The organism is Rhizobium sp. M1 (assembly GCF_002531805.1).
In the GTDB taxonomy this organism is placed as follows: Bacteria; Pseudomonadota; Alphaproteobacteria; order Rhizobiales; family Rhizobiaceae; genus Rhizobium; species Rhizobium etli_C.
The window spans coordinates 1-15659 of the sequence record NZ_NWSW01000071.1; the positions used below are offsets into that span (position 1 = coordinate 1).

Sequence of the window (15659 nt, forward strand, 5' to 3'; positions counted from 1 at the left end):
GCCGGATATGACCCGGATTGAACAGGATCTGCTCTAGGAAGCTGGGCTGCATTGGGAGCGACGACCCGCGACGCGGCCGATTAGCTGAAGACGGCACCACCTGTGAGTGACCCGCAGGCCATTTTATCGACGAAGCTGAGCGCTACGTCACTCGCCGATCGGCCGCCCTTCGGACGATTGCGCGACCTGCTGTCTAGCACCTTCGGCGGCAAATCGAAGGGTGCTGGGGGACCACAATTGCTGGTATTGTTCGTTTCTGATGGTTTTTGGTTTTTGTTGGCATCTGCCGAGTTCCGGCGCCGCTCCTGAAGACCGGCAAGTCGCCAGCGGCGGATGGACAGTATGCAGTCGGCCAGCGCCGTCGAGGTTAAGCCCTTCAGATGCAAATAGCGCAAGAAGGCACATACGTGCTTTGCCACTGTCAGCGGAACCGTCAAGCCCATGTCGCTCGACATAACCGATAACGATCTCCGGAGTGAGTACTGCAAAACGGTCTGCACCGACAGTGACCTTGCCCCGTTGAAATAATCCATTTTGAAGTAAGCTCTGGCCCATTGAGAGGACCAGGGAATGAAGCGCAATCGTTTCACAGACGAACAGATTATCGGCATTCTGAAGGAGCACGAGGCCGGCACGCCGGTCTCGGAGCTTTGCCGCAAGCACGGCGTCAGCGATGCCAGTATTTATAAGTGGAAAGCCAAGTTCGGCGGCATGGACGTGTGCGAGGCCAAGCGGTTGAAGACGCTGGAGGACGAGAACACCAAGCTGAAACGGCTCCTGGCGGACGCCATGCTCGACAATGCTGCTTTGAAAGACCTTTTGGGAAAGAAGTGGTGACGCCCGCAGCCCAGCGAAACGCTGTCATGCATCTGATGAGCCACCATCAGATGAGTGAACGGCGGGCGTGTAAAGCCATCGGCGTTTGCCGGATGACGATCCGTTACGAAACGAGCCGCAGCGACGATCATGAACTTCGCGAGCGAATGAAGGCATTGGCGCATGAACGTCGCCGCTTCGGATATCGACGCATTCACGTGCTGCTCAGGCGCGAGGGCCACATTGTGAACCACAAGAGGCTTTTCCGGCTCTATCGGGAAGAGAAGCTGACGGTGCGCAAGCGCGGCGGTCGCAAGCGAGCGATAGGCACACGAGCACCGATGCTGATTCCGATGGCAGCCAATGATCGCTGGTCGCTGGACTTCGTGTCGGATCAACTCACCGATGGTCGCAGGTTCCGGGTCCTGACGGTTGTCGACGATTGTACCAGGGAATGCCTGGCACTCGTCGCCGATACATCACTTTCCGGTCTGCGGGTTGCCCGCGAGCTTGACCGGAACATCGAAGGGCGTGGCAAGCCGAAGATGATCGTCAGCGACAATGGCAGCGAGTTCACCAGCAATGCGATCCTGCAATGGACGGATCGGACCAAGGTGGAATGGCACTACATCGCGCCTGGCAAGCCGATCCAGAACGCCTTCATCGAAAGCTTCAATGGGCGGCTGCGAGACGAGTTCCTGAATGAAACTCTCTTCTAGTCACTGACCCAAGCTCGATCAGCGCTCTCAAACTGGCGCAGCGATTACAACGATCATCGACCGCATTCCGGGCTCGGCTGGATGACACCTGCCGAGTTCGCTCAGACAATCAACCCGCGACGTGATGCGGTGCTGCGCAGCCGAAATGGCTCCGCACCGCAACCCGCCGCTACCGCCCCGAATACAGCAACCCAAAACCGCTGGAGCGAACTCAAAACTGGATAAAACTTGGGGGCAAGGTCAACAGGACACACCTCCCGGAGAATCGAAGCGACAGAAGCTTGTGACTCCCCACCGTCGCGGCGGCGAGCCCTCTCTCAGTCGAGAGGTCTTGCCCGATCCATCGACGATCTTCCCGCATCCGTTGTCAAGCGAAGCGAGGAATTGACCCCTTGGGCGAAACGAAGATTTGACCCCCTTTATTGATTGATTGTTTCGTTTGTTTCAAGCGTCGCTTTTCGCGAAGCCGGTAGCTGTCGCCCCGGATGGTGATCACCGTGGAATGATGAAGCAGACGGTCCAATATCGCCGTTGCGACCACAGGGTCGCCGAAGACGCTCCCCCATTCTCCCACCGAGCGATTGGAGGTGATCAAGATCGATCCCTTCTCGTAGCGCCGGGACACCAGCTGGAAGAACAGGTGCGCTGCATTCGCCTCGAAGGGAAGATAGCCGAGCTCGTCAATGATCAGCAATTTCGGACGAGCCAGGATCGCCAACTGCTTGTCGAGCGAGCCGTCGTGTGGGCCTTGCCAACATCGCCACCAGCGTCGCGGCTGTGACGAACTGCACGTTGTAGTTCTGGCGGATCGCCTCGCGACCAAGACTGACGGCAAGATGGGTTTTACCCGTGCCAGGAGGCCCAAGGAATAGCACCGTGTCCCCGTGAGCGATCCAGCGACAGGTCGCCAGTTCCCTGATTTGCCCATGATCAAGCGACGGCTGCGCCTCGAAGTCAAAGCCGTCGAGTTCGCGCACGAACGGGAACTGCGCCAGCTTGCTCGACATGGAGGTACGACGCTCATCACGCCGGGCGATCTCCCGCTATACCAGGAAATTCAGAGCCTCTCGCAAGTTCATCTTCGAGCGGGCCGCCTCGTCTAGCAGCGTGTCGAGCTGATCGCGGATTGCCGTCAGCTTTAGTCGATCGAGCGTTGCAATGAGTAGGTCGTGATCCACGTTCGCCATCACCATCCTCCTCCAACAACCGCCTCGTATTCCGCGAGTGGCCGCAGCAAGGTGGCCGGAGGCATTTTCAAGGGAGCTGTACGCACGGATCCCTCGGCACCGGTCACGCCGACAAAATGGGACCGGTCCACGATCCGTTGCCGCCGGCCCTGGCACAGGACATGATCGGCCACGACCTGGCCCGCATGACGGATGATCACACGGCCTGCCAGTACCACGACCTGAACGGTCTCGCCGATCAGACACCAAGGCACGGAGTAGCTGTTCGTGTCGAGGTCGATTGCGCAGTCGGCCTGAACCTTGCGCATGAGATCCCGCAACTGCCCGAACGGCGCGCGGCCAGCCAGCGGGCGAAGCGCCCCAGCCTCCGCGGCAAAGCGTTCCGCTGGCGCTACGCCGGTCGTGCCGTGTTCACGCTGGTCGGCAACATCGCGTACCCACCGGTCCAGATGCGCTTCGAATGCCGCCCAACTCTCGAACCGGCGGCCCGCAATCGCATTCTTCTTGACGTAGCCGACTCCGCGCTCGTCCTTTCCCTTTGTTCGCGCCCGATAGGGAGCGCAAGCTCGCGGTGTAAAGCCCCAGTAACGTGCGAAGGCGTGCAGTCTCTGATTGAAGCGAACTTCCCGGCTGACGGCGTCGTGATGTTCAACCAGCGCCTCCGCATTATCCAGCAACACCTCACTGGGAACGCCGCCAAAGCGAAGGAACGCGCCCTCCATACCCTCGAACCAATCGGTCTGCCCCTCTCTCAACGAGGCACGGATGTGAATCCGTCTGGAATAGCCCAATGTGGCAACAAACACGTTTACTCGGACCCGTTCCTCGCCGATCCAGACACGCGTCTGACCAAAGTCGATCTGTAACTGACGACCCGGTGGCGTTTCGAACCGGACTGTTGCACGCTTTTGGGCTCGCAACTCGCGACGCCACTGTCGGGCATCGCCACCTTCACCGAACGAGGCGTCGAAAGCCTGAAGGAGTTTTTCGCCGAGATCCGCGCCTGGGATGGCTGTCCGGCAATTCCTCGTCGACGAGCAATGCGAATGGCGGACGAGGCGAAATCATAAGCCCCGCGGCCTTCCCCGGATGGATACCTTTGAAAAGCCTCTTTGGTGGCTGTTGAACTTGTTCGGACTCGGGCGGATCTTACTCAAGCAGGAACCTTGGTCAGGAACCGGATTGTTGTAGCAACCCATGTATTTTAGGTGCGTTGGAGGACATCATACGGGAAGCTTCCTCAACCAATATCTCCCTGAACCAGATGCTCCCTGGATCGGCATTATGGAGCGCTGGCCATTGAACAGCTTCTGTGAAGACGGGAAGCGGTAACGGAAGGTTGATGATCCGCAAAGGGAAAGTACTTTCGTAATGCTCGACTAAGCGAAGCGGTAGGTTAGCTATGCGGTTCGTGCCACGCAGGACTGCTGGTATTAAGCTAAACCCTTGCACGACGACCTCCACCCGCCTCTGAATACCATTCTCGAGCAAGAACCAGCCCTCGACCGATGGCTTCAGAAAGCGCCCAAACGCGGCAGCGACGTGTCCCGTGGAGACATATTGCTCGATCGTCAGCGCTGAAGGTAGGTCCACATTTGTGGAACAGGCTACACATACAAACTTCTCTGTGAACAGTTTTGCGCTCGGGTGTGCGCCCGAGAGAAAAAATTCAGGCACGATGAGGAAGTCGACGTCACCGCGGCTAAGCATCTCGTACGGATCACTATCCAAAGGCAGCAACTCAAAGCTGACTGCGGGCGCTTCTCGAGCAACTCGCTCAATGATTTTATTGAAGTATATCAGCATCATGAAATCGGACAGAACTATTCTAAAGCATCTGTCAGACTTCGACGGGTTAAACGGCTCCCAAGAGATGATTGAGCATTGTACCTGCAAGAGAGTTTCACGCACTGCCGAGGCAAGTCCTTCGGCACGGGGCGTCAGCCGAAGTTCTCGACCATTCATTGTAAACAATTCGTCGCGGAAATAGTCCCGAAGCCTACCAATGGCGGCACTCATTGCTGGTTGACTTAGATTGATACTACGTGCGGCAGCCGTTAGGTTGCGCTCGGTCGTGAGCGCATCCAATGCAACGAGCAGGTTTAGATCAAGGCCCTTGAAACGCATCTTTAGTCACATCCAAACAACGGATATTTTATATCCAAACAATCGATTTTTCCAGTACAGAACCTTCCAGCATAGATCCAATGAAGGTTCGTCAAAAAGGCTTAGGTTAGTTTGGTGATCAATTAAGTAGTCCACATAGTTACGATAGACGTTATAGTTGCAGATAACCCAACTTAAATATCGAATGGCGCCTTAGCAATAGGCGATGTGGAGCGGCGTCACCGAGCGACATGAGATGCTAGTGAACGGATGGGCGGAAGTAGGTTCATCATATCGCGATACCGGAGAGGCTTTGCCGTACGCTGGCTATCGACTGGCGGGCTCCTTCTGTTTGGAAGCATGTTCAAGATATTGGTGGCGTGCCAGTAATTTGTGATGAAAAGATCAACGCGCCTGAAGGCGCTTGAGGAAGAGAACGCCACACTGAAGAGACTGCTCGCCGAGCAGATGCTGGATACGGCCCCACTTCCCGAGCTCCTTAAAAAAATGGAAAGGCCCGCCGCCAAGCGCGACGCCGTCGCACGCCAGAAAGCCGTCGTGGGCCTTTCGGAACGAAGTAGGTCGCCCAACTGCCGCCTTGCGGTCTCCGCTATCGAGATGCCGTCATCCGGTCGGCGTCCGCGTTACTCGCCTCGGGATCGTCAAAGCGGTTGCCGTCGTTAAAAGCTAAGAATTCGGCCGGACTTGCCTAAATCGTCTTTCATAAGCCTCTATGAAGGCTTCCGGAATCGGGTCGCTAAACAATGGGAAATCAACCGGTTTGCGTAAGCCGGTGCTTGGCCGGATAGTGCCGCCGTCGAGCCCCGGGCGCCATCCGGCTCCGAAAAAGAAAGCACCATACCGCGCCGCAAGCATCGGGGTCACAGGATTAAGGAGGCTTAGAAATACGGAAACTTCCGCTGCGCTGACTGAGGTATCTGCCCTTGAAAAAGACGCAACGTCGAAAAAGGCGTCTATGGCGTCCATGGCATCCCAGACGCGCAAGTCCTGCACCGCTTCGGAATATCGTTTAACATTGTGGTTCTGCTCGACTGTCAGCTTGTCGGCCGTCAGCGTCTCGTTACATCCCGCGTACTTGCGCAAAGCCGTTTCGAAAGCACGAATTCGAGCCGCGGTCTGAAGCAGCCCCTCGATCAGAAAATCGTTGTCGTTTGCGCCAAATGGCTTGGCGATGCTAGCCAAATAGTAGCGCAGCACGTTCGTGTCGATATCTGCTGCCACCTCGTCAGCCCACACAGCGTGGTCACGGCTAGTAGAAAATTTCGCGCCTTCGAGCTTATAAAAGTCCTGAATTGCATGGTTGTATGGAATCGCATAACCGCGCGAGAACAAACTAGCAGTAACGCCGATCGTGTAATAAAACCGGTTATCCTGACCCATGAAGAATACGAGTCTCGTGCTCGCGTTGCGCATAGTGTCATCGAGATCTGCGCCATTTTGCTTGCAGAGGCGTTCGATTCCTGTCTCGTAGCACCACAATCCTTCAAACCAAGTCATTAAAGTTTGGCCTGCCACCTCCACCGGGGAGTTCAAAGTCACACCACGGTCGAAATGCCGCGACATCGGCAATGCCATCAGTTTTGACCGTAGCCAGTCAAGTTCTTTGCGCTTTATGGATTCCGGCCATCCGCTCGCCTCAATGGCGTGATCGAGCCCCGGAGCAAATTTTTCAAGCTCAAAATGAACCTGTCGAATCGGGCGCAAGATAAGGCTCTGGCCGCATGTCGTGTGAATCGGGTTGCGTAGTAGATTGTGTTGCAGCGCCGAGCCGCAATCTTCGCAAAGGTTACTATCTGTTGGCGCGTTACAAGCTGGACACTCTCCGACCGCGAGTGAGTCTGCGGCGAACTCTTCGCACGTCCCGCAATACAGTTGCTCTCCGTCGCGCAGCTCAACGTAGCCGGACGCTCTTAGTTGGTCGTAGATCGCCAAGCTGCGGTCTTTGTGGTCTTCGCTTGAAGTCCTTACAAATACGTCCGGTTCAATATCAACTGACCGCAGACACTGCAGAATTTCTTCAATGTGCATGTGTGCGACGTCATCAACCGGCCTGCCAAGCTTTCGGGCTTTCACCAGCGTGTAAGTGCCATGTTCGTCCGCACCTGTCACGTGATAGGCCGCGTTGCCTACCATGCGGTGGTAGCGTACGAACACGTCGGCGAGAAGGTACACGCCACCTATATGCCCAAGATGCAGCTTGCCGTTCGGGCACGGCGGCGCCGAGCAGGCAAAAAAAGTATGTTGGTTTGCTCTCAATTCAATCCCACCATATCGAAAGGAACTTTAAGCTGGTTTGAGGGCTGCTATTTTTGATCGCGTGTTTTTGGTGCGGCGCTATGTAGACCATCGTGTCCCCACTGACTGCGGAGGTTTCTCCATCGGATTGAAACACGCCGCTGCCCGAGATCAATACCCAGAGTTCGTGCTCTGGGTGCGAATGAAGATCGACCGCATCGCCAGGTACCACCTCCACAATCGATGTGCCGAAAGCCGTTGCGACTGCCTGCGGTAGATGCTCAAGTAACCGGCACACCAGAACGCCATACTCCTGGCGCATGATTGAGCGGTCGATCTGTTTCGTATACATGTTTGCCTCTGTCCTCTGCGTTCATTCGCGATAGAAAATGCCGTTCGGCGGCTTGAGCTCGTCGATGTTGGAGACCTTGCCCTCGGGAGGGTTGTAGGCGCGTTTCAGTTTGTTGTATTCGGCCCTCGTTGGCCCACCAGTTGAGGCACGCTGGAACACGAGATAAATCACCCTTCGAGAATTTTCACTTTTGTTGGGCTTTGAGTAATGTGGGGCATAGTCGTCAAAGATGAAAATGTCACCGGCCTTCCACGTTACGGGCTCCCAGGCCAGCCTGTCCGCAACCTCGGGGTACATTACGCCGCCGGCGTCCATTGGGAACACGCCCTTTTTGTGGTTCCCGGGGCTGAAGAAAAGCCCTCCGTTGTCTGGGCCGGAATCGTCGATGCCTATTGCAACAATCGCGTGCACCATCCGGTCCGGTAGCTTATGTGGGATATGGTAGATGTCCTGATGCGGGCGATAGCCGCCGCTGTCGGAGTACTTAAAGATCAGCAACTCTTTGAGCATGCGGGCATCTTCCCCTACTAACTCTTCGACGATCGACTCGATACGGTGGTCAGCCAGCAGTAAATCACGGAGCGGGGCGTTAAATTCGAGGAAGTTCTCGACCTTTGAAATGATCCTCCTACCGTCAGTTGTTTTTTCGAACCATATCAGCCATTTGTCTTCACTTGTCTCCCAGCACGAAACATCAGCCACAAGAGCTGAAAGTTTATCTCGGCTTTCTAGATCGAGAAATGACTCAATCCTAATGTATCCAACGTCATCCCATGTTGATTTTTGTTCTTTAGTTAACATGTGTAACTCCTTTTTAGATTTAAAGCCGCCTTGTAAAGCTGCGTCGTGAGCAGGCGCCCCGAGCTGCACTGCACTGGAGTGTTATCTTGCGTTTTGTGTCTCTTGAGCGGGAAGTAAACCTAGGCACCCAAGGATCGGCCGATCTGGGACGTTCAGATAGTATTCACGCCGAAGCAGGCTATTGATGATGCGACCGTTTCGGTAGGCGACGAGCGATAGATTCACACTCTGCAAGCCACTTTGGACTGGGGATCGGTTTTGCAGATATACTTGGCCGGGGGCGTTGTCCTCGAATTGAACGGAGTAATCGTCCTTCACGACCGGCAGACCGCCTTCCATAGAAGCGGAAGCCAATAGGCGATCGATAAACGCTAGCGGGCGAGGCTCGAAACCGGTGGCGAGTACGACCCGATCAGCCACTACAGTCGGTCGCTGACAGGTGCCGTGCGAAGCCAACAGCGCGCGCCAACCGTCCGCATGAGGAGACAACTCCTTCATGACGACTGCGGGTAGCAGTTGAATGACATCGTCAATATTGCCAGTCGCGCTGCGGTGATAGATAGTTTCGTAAATGCGGTTGCTCAATTCTGCTGAAATGCCGTCACTGGTGAGTTTTTCGTCGTCGACAATAGTGCGACGTTTTTTAAGTGGCAGCGAATGAAAGCGCTGGCTGTAAGACGGCGTGTATGACACGTTGATAAAAGAGCTGTCATCCCTCGTGAACAGGTTCCCGCGTGACGTCACCCATGTAATTTTACCGATACCGGGAAGAGCTGGCTCGGGAAATCTGCACAGCGGGGATAAGTGGAATTTCTGCCTGACTTCGGCTTAGATGCCAGGAACAGGAGATACCATGACAAGACGACCGCGCCGGAACCATAGCCCGGCCTTCAAGGCAAAAGTGGCGCTCGCCGCCATTCGAGGCGAGCAGACGCTGGTGGAACTGTCCCAGCATTTTGACTTGCACGCCAACCAGATCAAGCAGTGGAAAGACCAGCTCCTTGAGGGGGCGACAGGCGTTTTCGGCGATGAAGCGAAGGCGGAACCGGCGGGTCCAACCGTCGATGTCAAAACGCTGCACGCCAAGATCGGGGAGCTGACGCTGGAGAATGATTTTTTAGCCGGAGCGCTCGGCAAGGCGGGATTGCTGAGCGGAAAGAAATGATCGACCGCGAGCATAAGCTATCCGTCGTGCGCCAGGCGAAGCTTCTCGGCTTCAGCCGTGGCAGTGTCTATTATTCGCCGCGTCCGGTGTCTGACGGCGATCTGGCTCTGATGCGCCGGATCGACGAGTTGCATCTCGACTACCCATTTGCCGGAAGTCGGATGTTGCAAGGGCTCTTGAGGGGAGAAGGGCTGGAGACTGGGCGGCTGCACGTCGCCACGCTGATGAAGAAGATGGGCATCGAGGCGATCTACCGTCGCCCGAACACTTCGAAACCGGCACCTGGGCACAAGATTTACCCTTATCTCCTACGCAAACTGGCGGTCACAAGGCCCAACCAAGTCTGGGCGATGGACCTGACCTATGTTCCGATGGCTCGCGGATTTGTCTATCTCTGCGCCGTTGTGGACTGGTTCAGCCGGAGGGTTCTGTCGTGGCGACTGTCGATCACGATGGAGGCAGCCTTCTGCATCGAAGCAGTCGAGGAAGCGCTGGCCCGTTATGGCAGACCCGACATATTCAATACCGACCAGGGTGCGCAGTTCACCTCGATGGACTTCACGACGGCGCTGAAGAAGGCGGAAATCGCCATCTCGATGGATGGCAAGGGTGCGTGGCGGGACAACGTCTTCGTCGAGCGGCTCTGGCGTTCAATCAAATACGAGGAAGTCTACCTCCACGCCTATAAAACAGTGTCCGAGGCCCGCGCTGGCATCCGCCGCTATCTGACCTTTTACAATAGCCGACGCCCACATTCATCCCTTGACCGGAAGACGCCGGATCAGGCCTACTTCAACGCGCTGGCACCAATGATGGTGGCGGCATAATCGAGGCGAAAATCCACTTAACGAAACGCCCGAAACTGTTCAAACAAACCGAGCCAGCTCTGGACTGCCCAATAGGTGTTCAACAACCTCCGCACCGCTCTGCCCCCCCACCAACGACTAATACGCGTTCACCGATGTCGATTTGTGGCCGATCCAGATAGCTCGCCACATGGTAGACCTTCTCGCCCAGCCAAGGTTTGGCGCATTCGGGAATTGTTGCAACGACACCGACGCCAATCGCAACTGCGCGTGCATGGTAGTCATCTCGAGTCGTCGTCACGCGGTAACCCTCGTCTAATCTGGTTACGTCGGTAACCTCCTCCCCAAACCGGAGTTGTGGCAACTGATGCGCAACCCATTGGAAATACTGTGTGAACTCTCTTCGCGACGTGGTCGCGTCGCACCGGTTTACGAAGCTGTACAGCCGTCCATGCACCGCGAGGTAGTTGAGAAACGAAAACGGACTGGTCGGATCTGCAAGTGTCACACAGTCCTTCAGCGGAGATACCTGCAGGCGACTGTTGGGCAGCAGCAGCCCAGGATGCCAATCGAAGCCGCTTTCTTTTTCGAAAAAGGCAGTGCGCAGCGGCGTCGGACACGCGAGTGCTGCAAGACTAAGATTAAAGGGTCCGATGCCTATACCGATGAGATCCAGCACTTGCATAAACACACTTCCTTTAGTTGGGCGGGGACGTGGGCAGCGATACGGAAATCATTATCGAAGGACGTCTGTCTCCTACACCGCCCTCCACAATGTCTGACTGGCGATTGCGATGTTGAGAGCGACCAGACCCGCCATCACGAGCATGGCAACGTCGATGCCATAAACAGCAATTAATGTGCCACCGAGATACGGGAATTCGAACGAACCCACGAAAATAAGCGAGTGTAAAGACTTGGGAGGCCGCTGAGATTGACAGACGACGTTCGCCAGCGAGGTTCACCACCATCGCATTCAAGGTCGAATAAGTGAGACCGTAGCCTATCGCAAAGAGAACGGTGGCGACGACGTACAGCAGCTCGCTTCCCGGGTTCAAAACCAAAAGTCCGATCCCAATCAGTGTCGTTACGAAGAGGGTGAGTGCTAGGCGCCCAAGCGGCAACTTACCGATCATACCCGCGACGGAGAATCGCAATGTGACAGTCGTGACGGTGAATGTCAGAAAGAAGACATTCGGTGAGAGTCCGCGCGTTTCGGCATATATGCTTTGAAACGTGGACAGGCCTGCGAACGTACAAGCACCGATCGCCAACATGACCACCGGCAACACCGTTCTCCCCCACAAAATAGACATGGTCGTCGGATCGGATAAGCGACGGCGCTGGTAGAAAGTTGCGGCTGATGCTGATCTGAACCCTTCAAACTGGACCAATTTTGGTTAGAGTTTTCCGGTGCATTTTCCTGGCTGGGAAAGGGACCAGAAGACGATGAAAGCGTCGCAGTTTTCGGACGCTCAGAAGGCGTTCATTCTGAAGCAAGGTGATGAAGGCGTGTCGGTTGCTGAAATCTGCAGGAAGGCGGGGATCAGCCAGGCGACTTATTTCAACTGGAAGAAAAAATACGCGGGCATGCTGCCACCGGAGATGAAGAGGCTGAAACAGCTCGAGGACGAGAATTCGCGCCTGAAGAAGATCGTCGCGGATCTGACGCTGGACCGCGAGATGTTAGGTATAGTGGTGAGTTGATCGATCGAAGTTCAACGCTCCACAAGCACGCCGGATCGAGATCGCCCAATCGCGGCACATGCCTTTCACCATCTCCCGCTTCCGAGCAGGCCTTAGAGCTTTCGGCGGATGACATCCTGCAGTCAATACCAAAGGACATTACTGCGACTTCGCCGAATGCCGGTAATAGACATCCGCCAGAATGTGGTGGTCATGGCGGTAGACTTCGGCCATGATATTATAGAGGCTTGGATCGTGAGCCTCGAAATCTTCTGATGTGGCAATGGTGAGATTGCCTCGGCTGTAAGCCAAGTTCGTATTGAACCAAAATCGCGTGCCCTCGGCCCAATACTCATCGACGTTGTTCTCCATATAGGAACACGCCCAGAGGCCTTTCTCGTAGGCATGCGAATAGGCACGTTCAACTCGTGCAACGAGATCAGGATCTACCGTGCGCAGCGCGTAGAAAATATTATGTGAGAATTCGTGAACAAGAATGTTCCCGCCGTAATACCGCGTGCCCGGCACGCCCATCAAATTCTCCACAGCTCCCGTCGTGTAGAGCCCGCCCATGCCGCGCGCCCTTTGTGCCCAGTAGTCTCGGGCAGTCATCTTGCCGATCGTGTTGGCGTAATCCCGCCGCTCGTCAGGGGTGAGACGTGGATCATCGGGAAGAGGCTTTTTCCAATCCCGCTGCTCGGGAATATCAGTCGTCGTCTCGTCAATTGCCATGACGCCCACCCGCGCTCCAGCCTGGATTAAAGCATCGCGGACATCACGGCGTTCTGACAACATGTAGAGGACAATGTCACGTGAGATCAATAGTGCCGTGTCTGGAACCTTGTTTGACGAAATAATAGGTATGCCCGCTGCGTCAGCATATTTGGCATAAAATGGATCCAGATTGAGTGATGTCGGTGGGCTGCGAACTATGAAAGTCTCGAAACTCGATACATCAGCCGCGGACAAAGGCGAGTCAGATAAGACATTCTCAGCGCCGCCGAGTCTGCCTGCGGATGCAGCAAGAAGGTACCCACCGCACAACACCATCCCCATCGAGCATACATCAATCATCGTGACCTCTCGTTAACGGCTGTCTTTCGTGAGACGACGCAACAACCGTGCCAGTCACTAAGTATTTCCTCGGGGGCTCATCGGCGCCGCCGGCTCTGTACCAGACCATGTGCGTGACGATCGGCATCCGGTGACCAGGGTATGACGATCACCTCATACCGTTATCTAGGAGAAAATTGCGAGCTCGCGGCCGCCTCGCCAGTCCTGGGAGGCGTTTGCTGTGTCCGGGGTCCTAAAAGCTTGCACCGGAAACGCACTGATCTGCGAATCCATTCCTGTACCCATCATCTTCTCCCGAGGTCGGGATCGCCAGGCAAGTATGTCCTCTGGCAATCTTCGCCGATACCCAGCGTGCCGATCCATGGGTTGCGATAGCCAAAGCGAACCAGGGCGTTTTGCGAGGGGAACCCCTTTCAGATTCAACACGAGAATGCTGCTGCCTATCGCCGCGTCCCATTTTGTGTGGAATCAGACAGGCGCAAACCGAACATTCCGAAAAAACCCCTCCGCCAGGTCGGGTCGTTCGACGACTTTCGACGCCGGGATAGACCAGCCCGGTTCCGCCGAGGGTTCTAATGTGATCTCGACAATTTGCCTGATTATCGCCGAAAACGTCTTTGGCTTGCTTCTGCCTGAGTAGCGAGCCCCTCAGTCATGGTCAACTTTTCAGTTCAATGTCCTGGATGCCTGATCAAGATGATCCAGCATGATGGACAAGGCGGCATGTTCACGAAGAAGTTGGAGCCCGGCCGCTTCATCTGGCGTCGGCAGCCGATGGCAGGCCGATTGATTGGAACGCATCCATTGGACGAATGAGTTCCATCCAAACAAATGATTTCACCAGCTTATACCAGTGCCATTAGAAGCGCCCCAACGAGTGCGTATCAAGTAGTTGCTCTGTCGACGCCTGGACAGAGTATTAAGTGGAGGTTTAGGTATGAGCCCTCAGGTGCGGTGGAAAGTATGCTGGGAAAACGAGTTGGAGCTCTCTGACCACACGGAGCTCGCAGATTTCTTTCGGAAGACCTATGGGCCAACTGGAGCTTACAACGCCCTTCCATTCGAAGGTGCTCGTAGTTGGTCGGGAGCTAGGCCCGAGCTTCGCGTAATAGGCTATGATGCGCACGGTGTGGCCGCTCACATGGGGTTGTTGCGTCGTTTCGTTCGGGTTGGCGAGGTCGATCTACTCGTATGCGAGCTTGGATTGTGGGGCGTGCGTCCAGATCTTGAGGGGTACGGCATTAATTCGATGCGCATTGTTTACCCAGTGCTGCAGCAACTTGGCGTTCGGTTTGCGTTCGGCGGTGTTCGGCAGGCGTTGCGCAACCTTGTTCTCAGGCTCTGCCGAAATGGTCTTGCGACGGTTTTGGAAGGGGTACGCGTGCGATCCACCCTTGCCGATGTTTATCTCAACCTCCCGCCGACGCGCTGTGAAAACGTAATTTTGGTGGTATTCCCAATAGGATGCTCAATGAGTGATTGGCCATCGGGGACCTTGATCGAGCGGAATGGCCCTGAGCTATGAAAGAGCATGGTCCCATAGCTGAAGTTATCCGAAGAGACGGTGGCGGCCCAGTGATCGGTGCGTCTATTTAACCCTCGATGACGGACCGACCCACACGATGACGCATCCCGCACCTTTCGATCTGCGAACGCTTGGACGTCAAGCGTGAGATATTCGAGACAAGCAGGACCATCAGGAACATATGCCCCGAAGCCTCGGTACCGCAATCCGGGCACCTGGAGGAAGTATGAACATCATCGGCTAATGCCGTATTTTTGCGCGCTCGCGGGTTCACGATCCGCGCTCCTCGTTCGACCCGCTAACTGACGCTACTGCCGCAGAGCACGGCATCGGAGCCTGCGCACAAGCGCACTGCCGACCATACTGCGATGGCCGACAACCCAGATCTTCTTGTTGGACAAGTCGTACACTTAGAGCTCTTCCCGGCTGTTCAGGGCCTTCCAGTGCTTGACATCCTCGCGCACCATCTCGGCGACGAGCTCCTGAACCGGGGCCTTGTGTTGCCAGCCCAGCTTCTGGCGGGCCTTGGTCGGATCACCGGCAGAAGATCAACTTCCGTCGGGCGGAGGTATCGAGGATCGACTTCAACAGGGCAGGCACCGGACGCGGAGTCGTAGCCAGTCGACGCCGGACGCCTTCCATTCCAAAGTAATGTTCACGTCGGCAAAAGCCCGCTCGAGAAATTGGCCGACACTCGTCGTCTCGCCGGTCGCCAAGACGTGGCCATCCGGTTTGTCCTGCTGCAGCATGCGCGACATGCCCTCGACATACTCACGTGCGTGGCCCCAGTCGTAGCTCCTGGCGCTGTTTTTGGCCAACTGTCGGGCGCGGCGGGCCTGCGCGATCGAAGTTGGCTTGTTCAGCCACAAGGCGAAGCTCTATCACCTGGGCGCTCGCAGCGTCTCCCGTGCGATACGCCATTTCTCTCTTGGCTACAGGGATGTGCGATTGTCTCCTGTTTTCAAAGCTCTTTGTCCTGCTGATAGTCGCGGTCGCGCTGGCGCGCGGTCGACCTAGACATGTCCTGCGATTGATGAATCGATTGTGAGGTGACGAGAGCGACCGAAGCTGATTCAACATCCACAGCGGAGAGGTGGATGATGGGACAGGCCCTGAGCGATGATCTCCTAATACGGGTTTTGAAAGCGTCTGCGGCGGGCATGTCG

Annotated in this window: 11 protein-coding genes and 7 pseudogenes; 5 read left to right on the forward strand and 13 right to left on the reverse strand. The window is 55.8% G+C overall.

From position 1 onward, the window contains the following. Positions 1–80: 80 nt before the first annotated feature. Positions 81–533: a hypothetical protein gene (locus CO655_RS34630; protein ID WP_245424007.1), complete on the reverse strand. Its 453-nt coding sequence runs from the start codon at positions 531–533 to the stop codon at positions 81–83. 37 nt (positions 534–570) lie between these two features. Here CO655_RS34630 and CO655_RS32260 point away from each other — a divergent pair. Beyond that, positions 571–1760, forward strand: a pseudogene (locus tag CO655_RS32260) (IS3 family transposase). Positions 1761–1902: 142 nt separating this feature from the next. On the opposite strand, the pseudogene istB reads toward CO655_RS32260, so the two are convergent. From istB to nodD2, 3 genes and pseudogenes are all read right to left on the reverse strand, one after another. Further along, positions 1903–2722 (reverse strand): annotated as a pseudogene (gene istB, locus CO655_RS32270) (IS21-like element ISSme2 family helper ATPase IstB). Next, positions 2722–3660 (reverse strand): annotated as a pseudogene (gene istA / locus CO655_RS32275) (IS21 family transposase); the annotation flags it as partial. The pseudogenes istA and istB, both read right to left, overlap by 1 nt. A 232-nt stretch (positions 3661–3892) precedes the next feature. Then, positions 3893–4849: a transcriptional regulator NodD2 gene (gene nodD2 / locus CO655_RS32285; RefSeq protein WP_097667911.1), complete on the reverse strand. Its 957-nt coding sequence runs from the start codon at positions 4847–4849 to the stop codon at positions 3893–3895. 384 nt (positions 4850–5233) lie between these two features. Here nodD2 and CO655_RS33705 point away from each other — a divergent pair. Beyond that, positions 5234–5404, forward strand: a pseudogene (locus CO655_RS33705) (IS3 family transposase); the annotation flags it as partial. Between the two features lie 111 nt (positions 5405–5515). Here CO655_RS33705 and CO655_RS32290 read toward each other — a convergent pair. The 4 genes from CO655_RS32290 to CO655_RS32305 all read right to left on the reverse strand — a co-directional run bounded on the left by CO655_RS32290 (position 5516) and on the right by CO655_RS32305 (position 8981). Next, entirely contained in the window at positions 5516–7105 is a 1590-nt protein-coding gene (locus CO655_RS32290; protein WP_011053481.1) for a class I tRNA ligase family protein, read from the reverse strand. A gap of 1 nt (position 7106) precedes the next feature. Then, on the reverse strand, positions 7107–7436 hold the full coding sequence (locus tag CO655_RS32295; protein WP_004677772.1) for a cupin domain-containing protein: 330 nt from the start codon (positions 7434–7436) through the stop codon (positions 7107–7109). 21 nt (positions 7437–7457) lie between these two features. Further along, entirely contained in the window at positions 7458–8237 is a 780-nt protein-coding gene (locus tag CO655_RS32300; protein ID WP_097667912.1) for a phytanoyl-CoA dioxygenase family protein, read from the reverse strand. Positions 8238–8318: 81 nt separating this feature from the next. Further along, entirely contained in the window at positions 8319–8981 is a 663-nt protein-coding gene (locus tag CO655_RS32305) for a SidA/IucD/PvdA family monooxygenase (RefSeq protein WP_245424009.1), read from the reverse strand. A 109-nt stretch (positions 8982–9090) separates the two neighbouring features. Between CO655_RS32305 and CO655_RS32310 the strand changes: the two genes are divergently transcribed. Then, a protein-coding gene (locus CO655_RS32310; RefSeq protein ID WP_176539349.1) for an IS3 family transposase occupies positions 9091–10229 on the forward strand; the annotation gives its coding sequence in 2 pieces (ribosomal slippage) (positions 9091–9358 and positions 9358–10229; 1140 coding nt in all). Positions 10230–10308: 79 nt separating this feature from the next. Here CO655_RS32310 and CO655_RS32320 read toward each other — a convergent pair. After that, positions 10309–10893 (reverse strand): SidA/IucD/PvdA family monooxygenase, encoded by a 585-nt coding sequence (locus tag CO655_RS32320; RefSeq protein WP_245424010.1) that lies wholly within the window; start codon positions 10891–10893, stop codon positions 10309–10311. Between the two features lie 764 nt (positions 10894–11657). Here CO655_RS32320 and CO655_RS32330 point away from each other — a divergent pair. After that, positions 11658–11897, forward strand: a pseudogene (locus CO655_RS32330) (transposase); the annotation flags it as partial. On the opposite strand, the pseudogene CO655_RS32335 reads toward CO655_RS32330, so the two are convergent. Continuing rightward, positions 11898–12017 (reverse strand): annotated as a pseudogene (locus CO655_RS32335) (IS3 family transposase); the annotation flags it as partial. 36 nt (positions 12018–12053) lie between these two features. Further along, entirely contained in the window at positions 12054–12968 is a 915-nt protein-coding gene (locus CO655_RS32340; protein ID WP_040111901.1) for a hypothetical protein, read from the reverse strand. A 937-nt stretch (positions 12969–13905) separates the two neighbouring features. Here CO655_RS32340 and nodA point away from each other — a divergent pair. After that, complete coding sequence (gene nodA / locus CO655_RS32350; RefSeq protein WP_004679687.1) at positions 13906–14493, forward strand: nodulation N-acyltransferase NodA; 588 nt, start codon at positions 13906–13908, stop codon at positions 14491–14493. A 410-nt stretch (positions 14494–14903) separates the two neighbouring features. On the opposite strand, the pseudogene CO655_RS34115 reads toward nodA, so the two are convergent. Both CO655_RS34115 and CO655_RS34195 read right to left on the reverse strand, forming a co-directional pair. Continuing rightward, positions 14904–15296 (reverse strand): annotated as a pseudogene (locus CO655_RS34115) (GDP-mannose 4,6-dehydratase); the annotation flags it as partial. 158 nt (positions 15297–15454) lie between these two features. Continuing rightward, on the reverse strand, positions 15455–15659 hold a 205-nt coding region (locus tag CO655_RS34195; RefSeq protein WP_210201040.1), incomplete at its 5' end, for a hypothetical protein.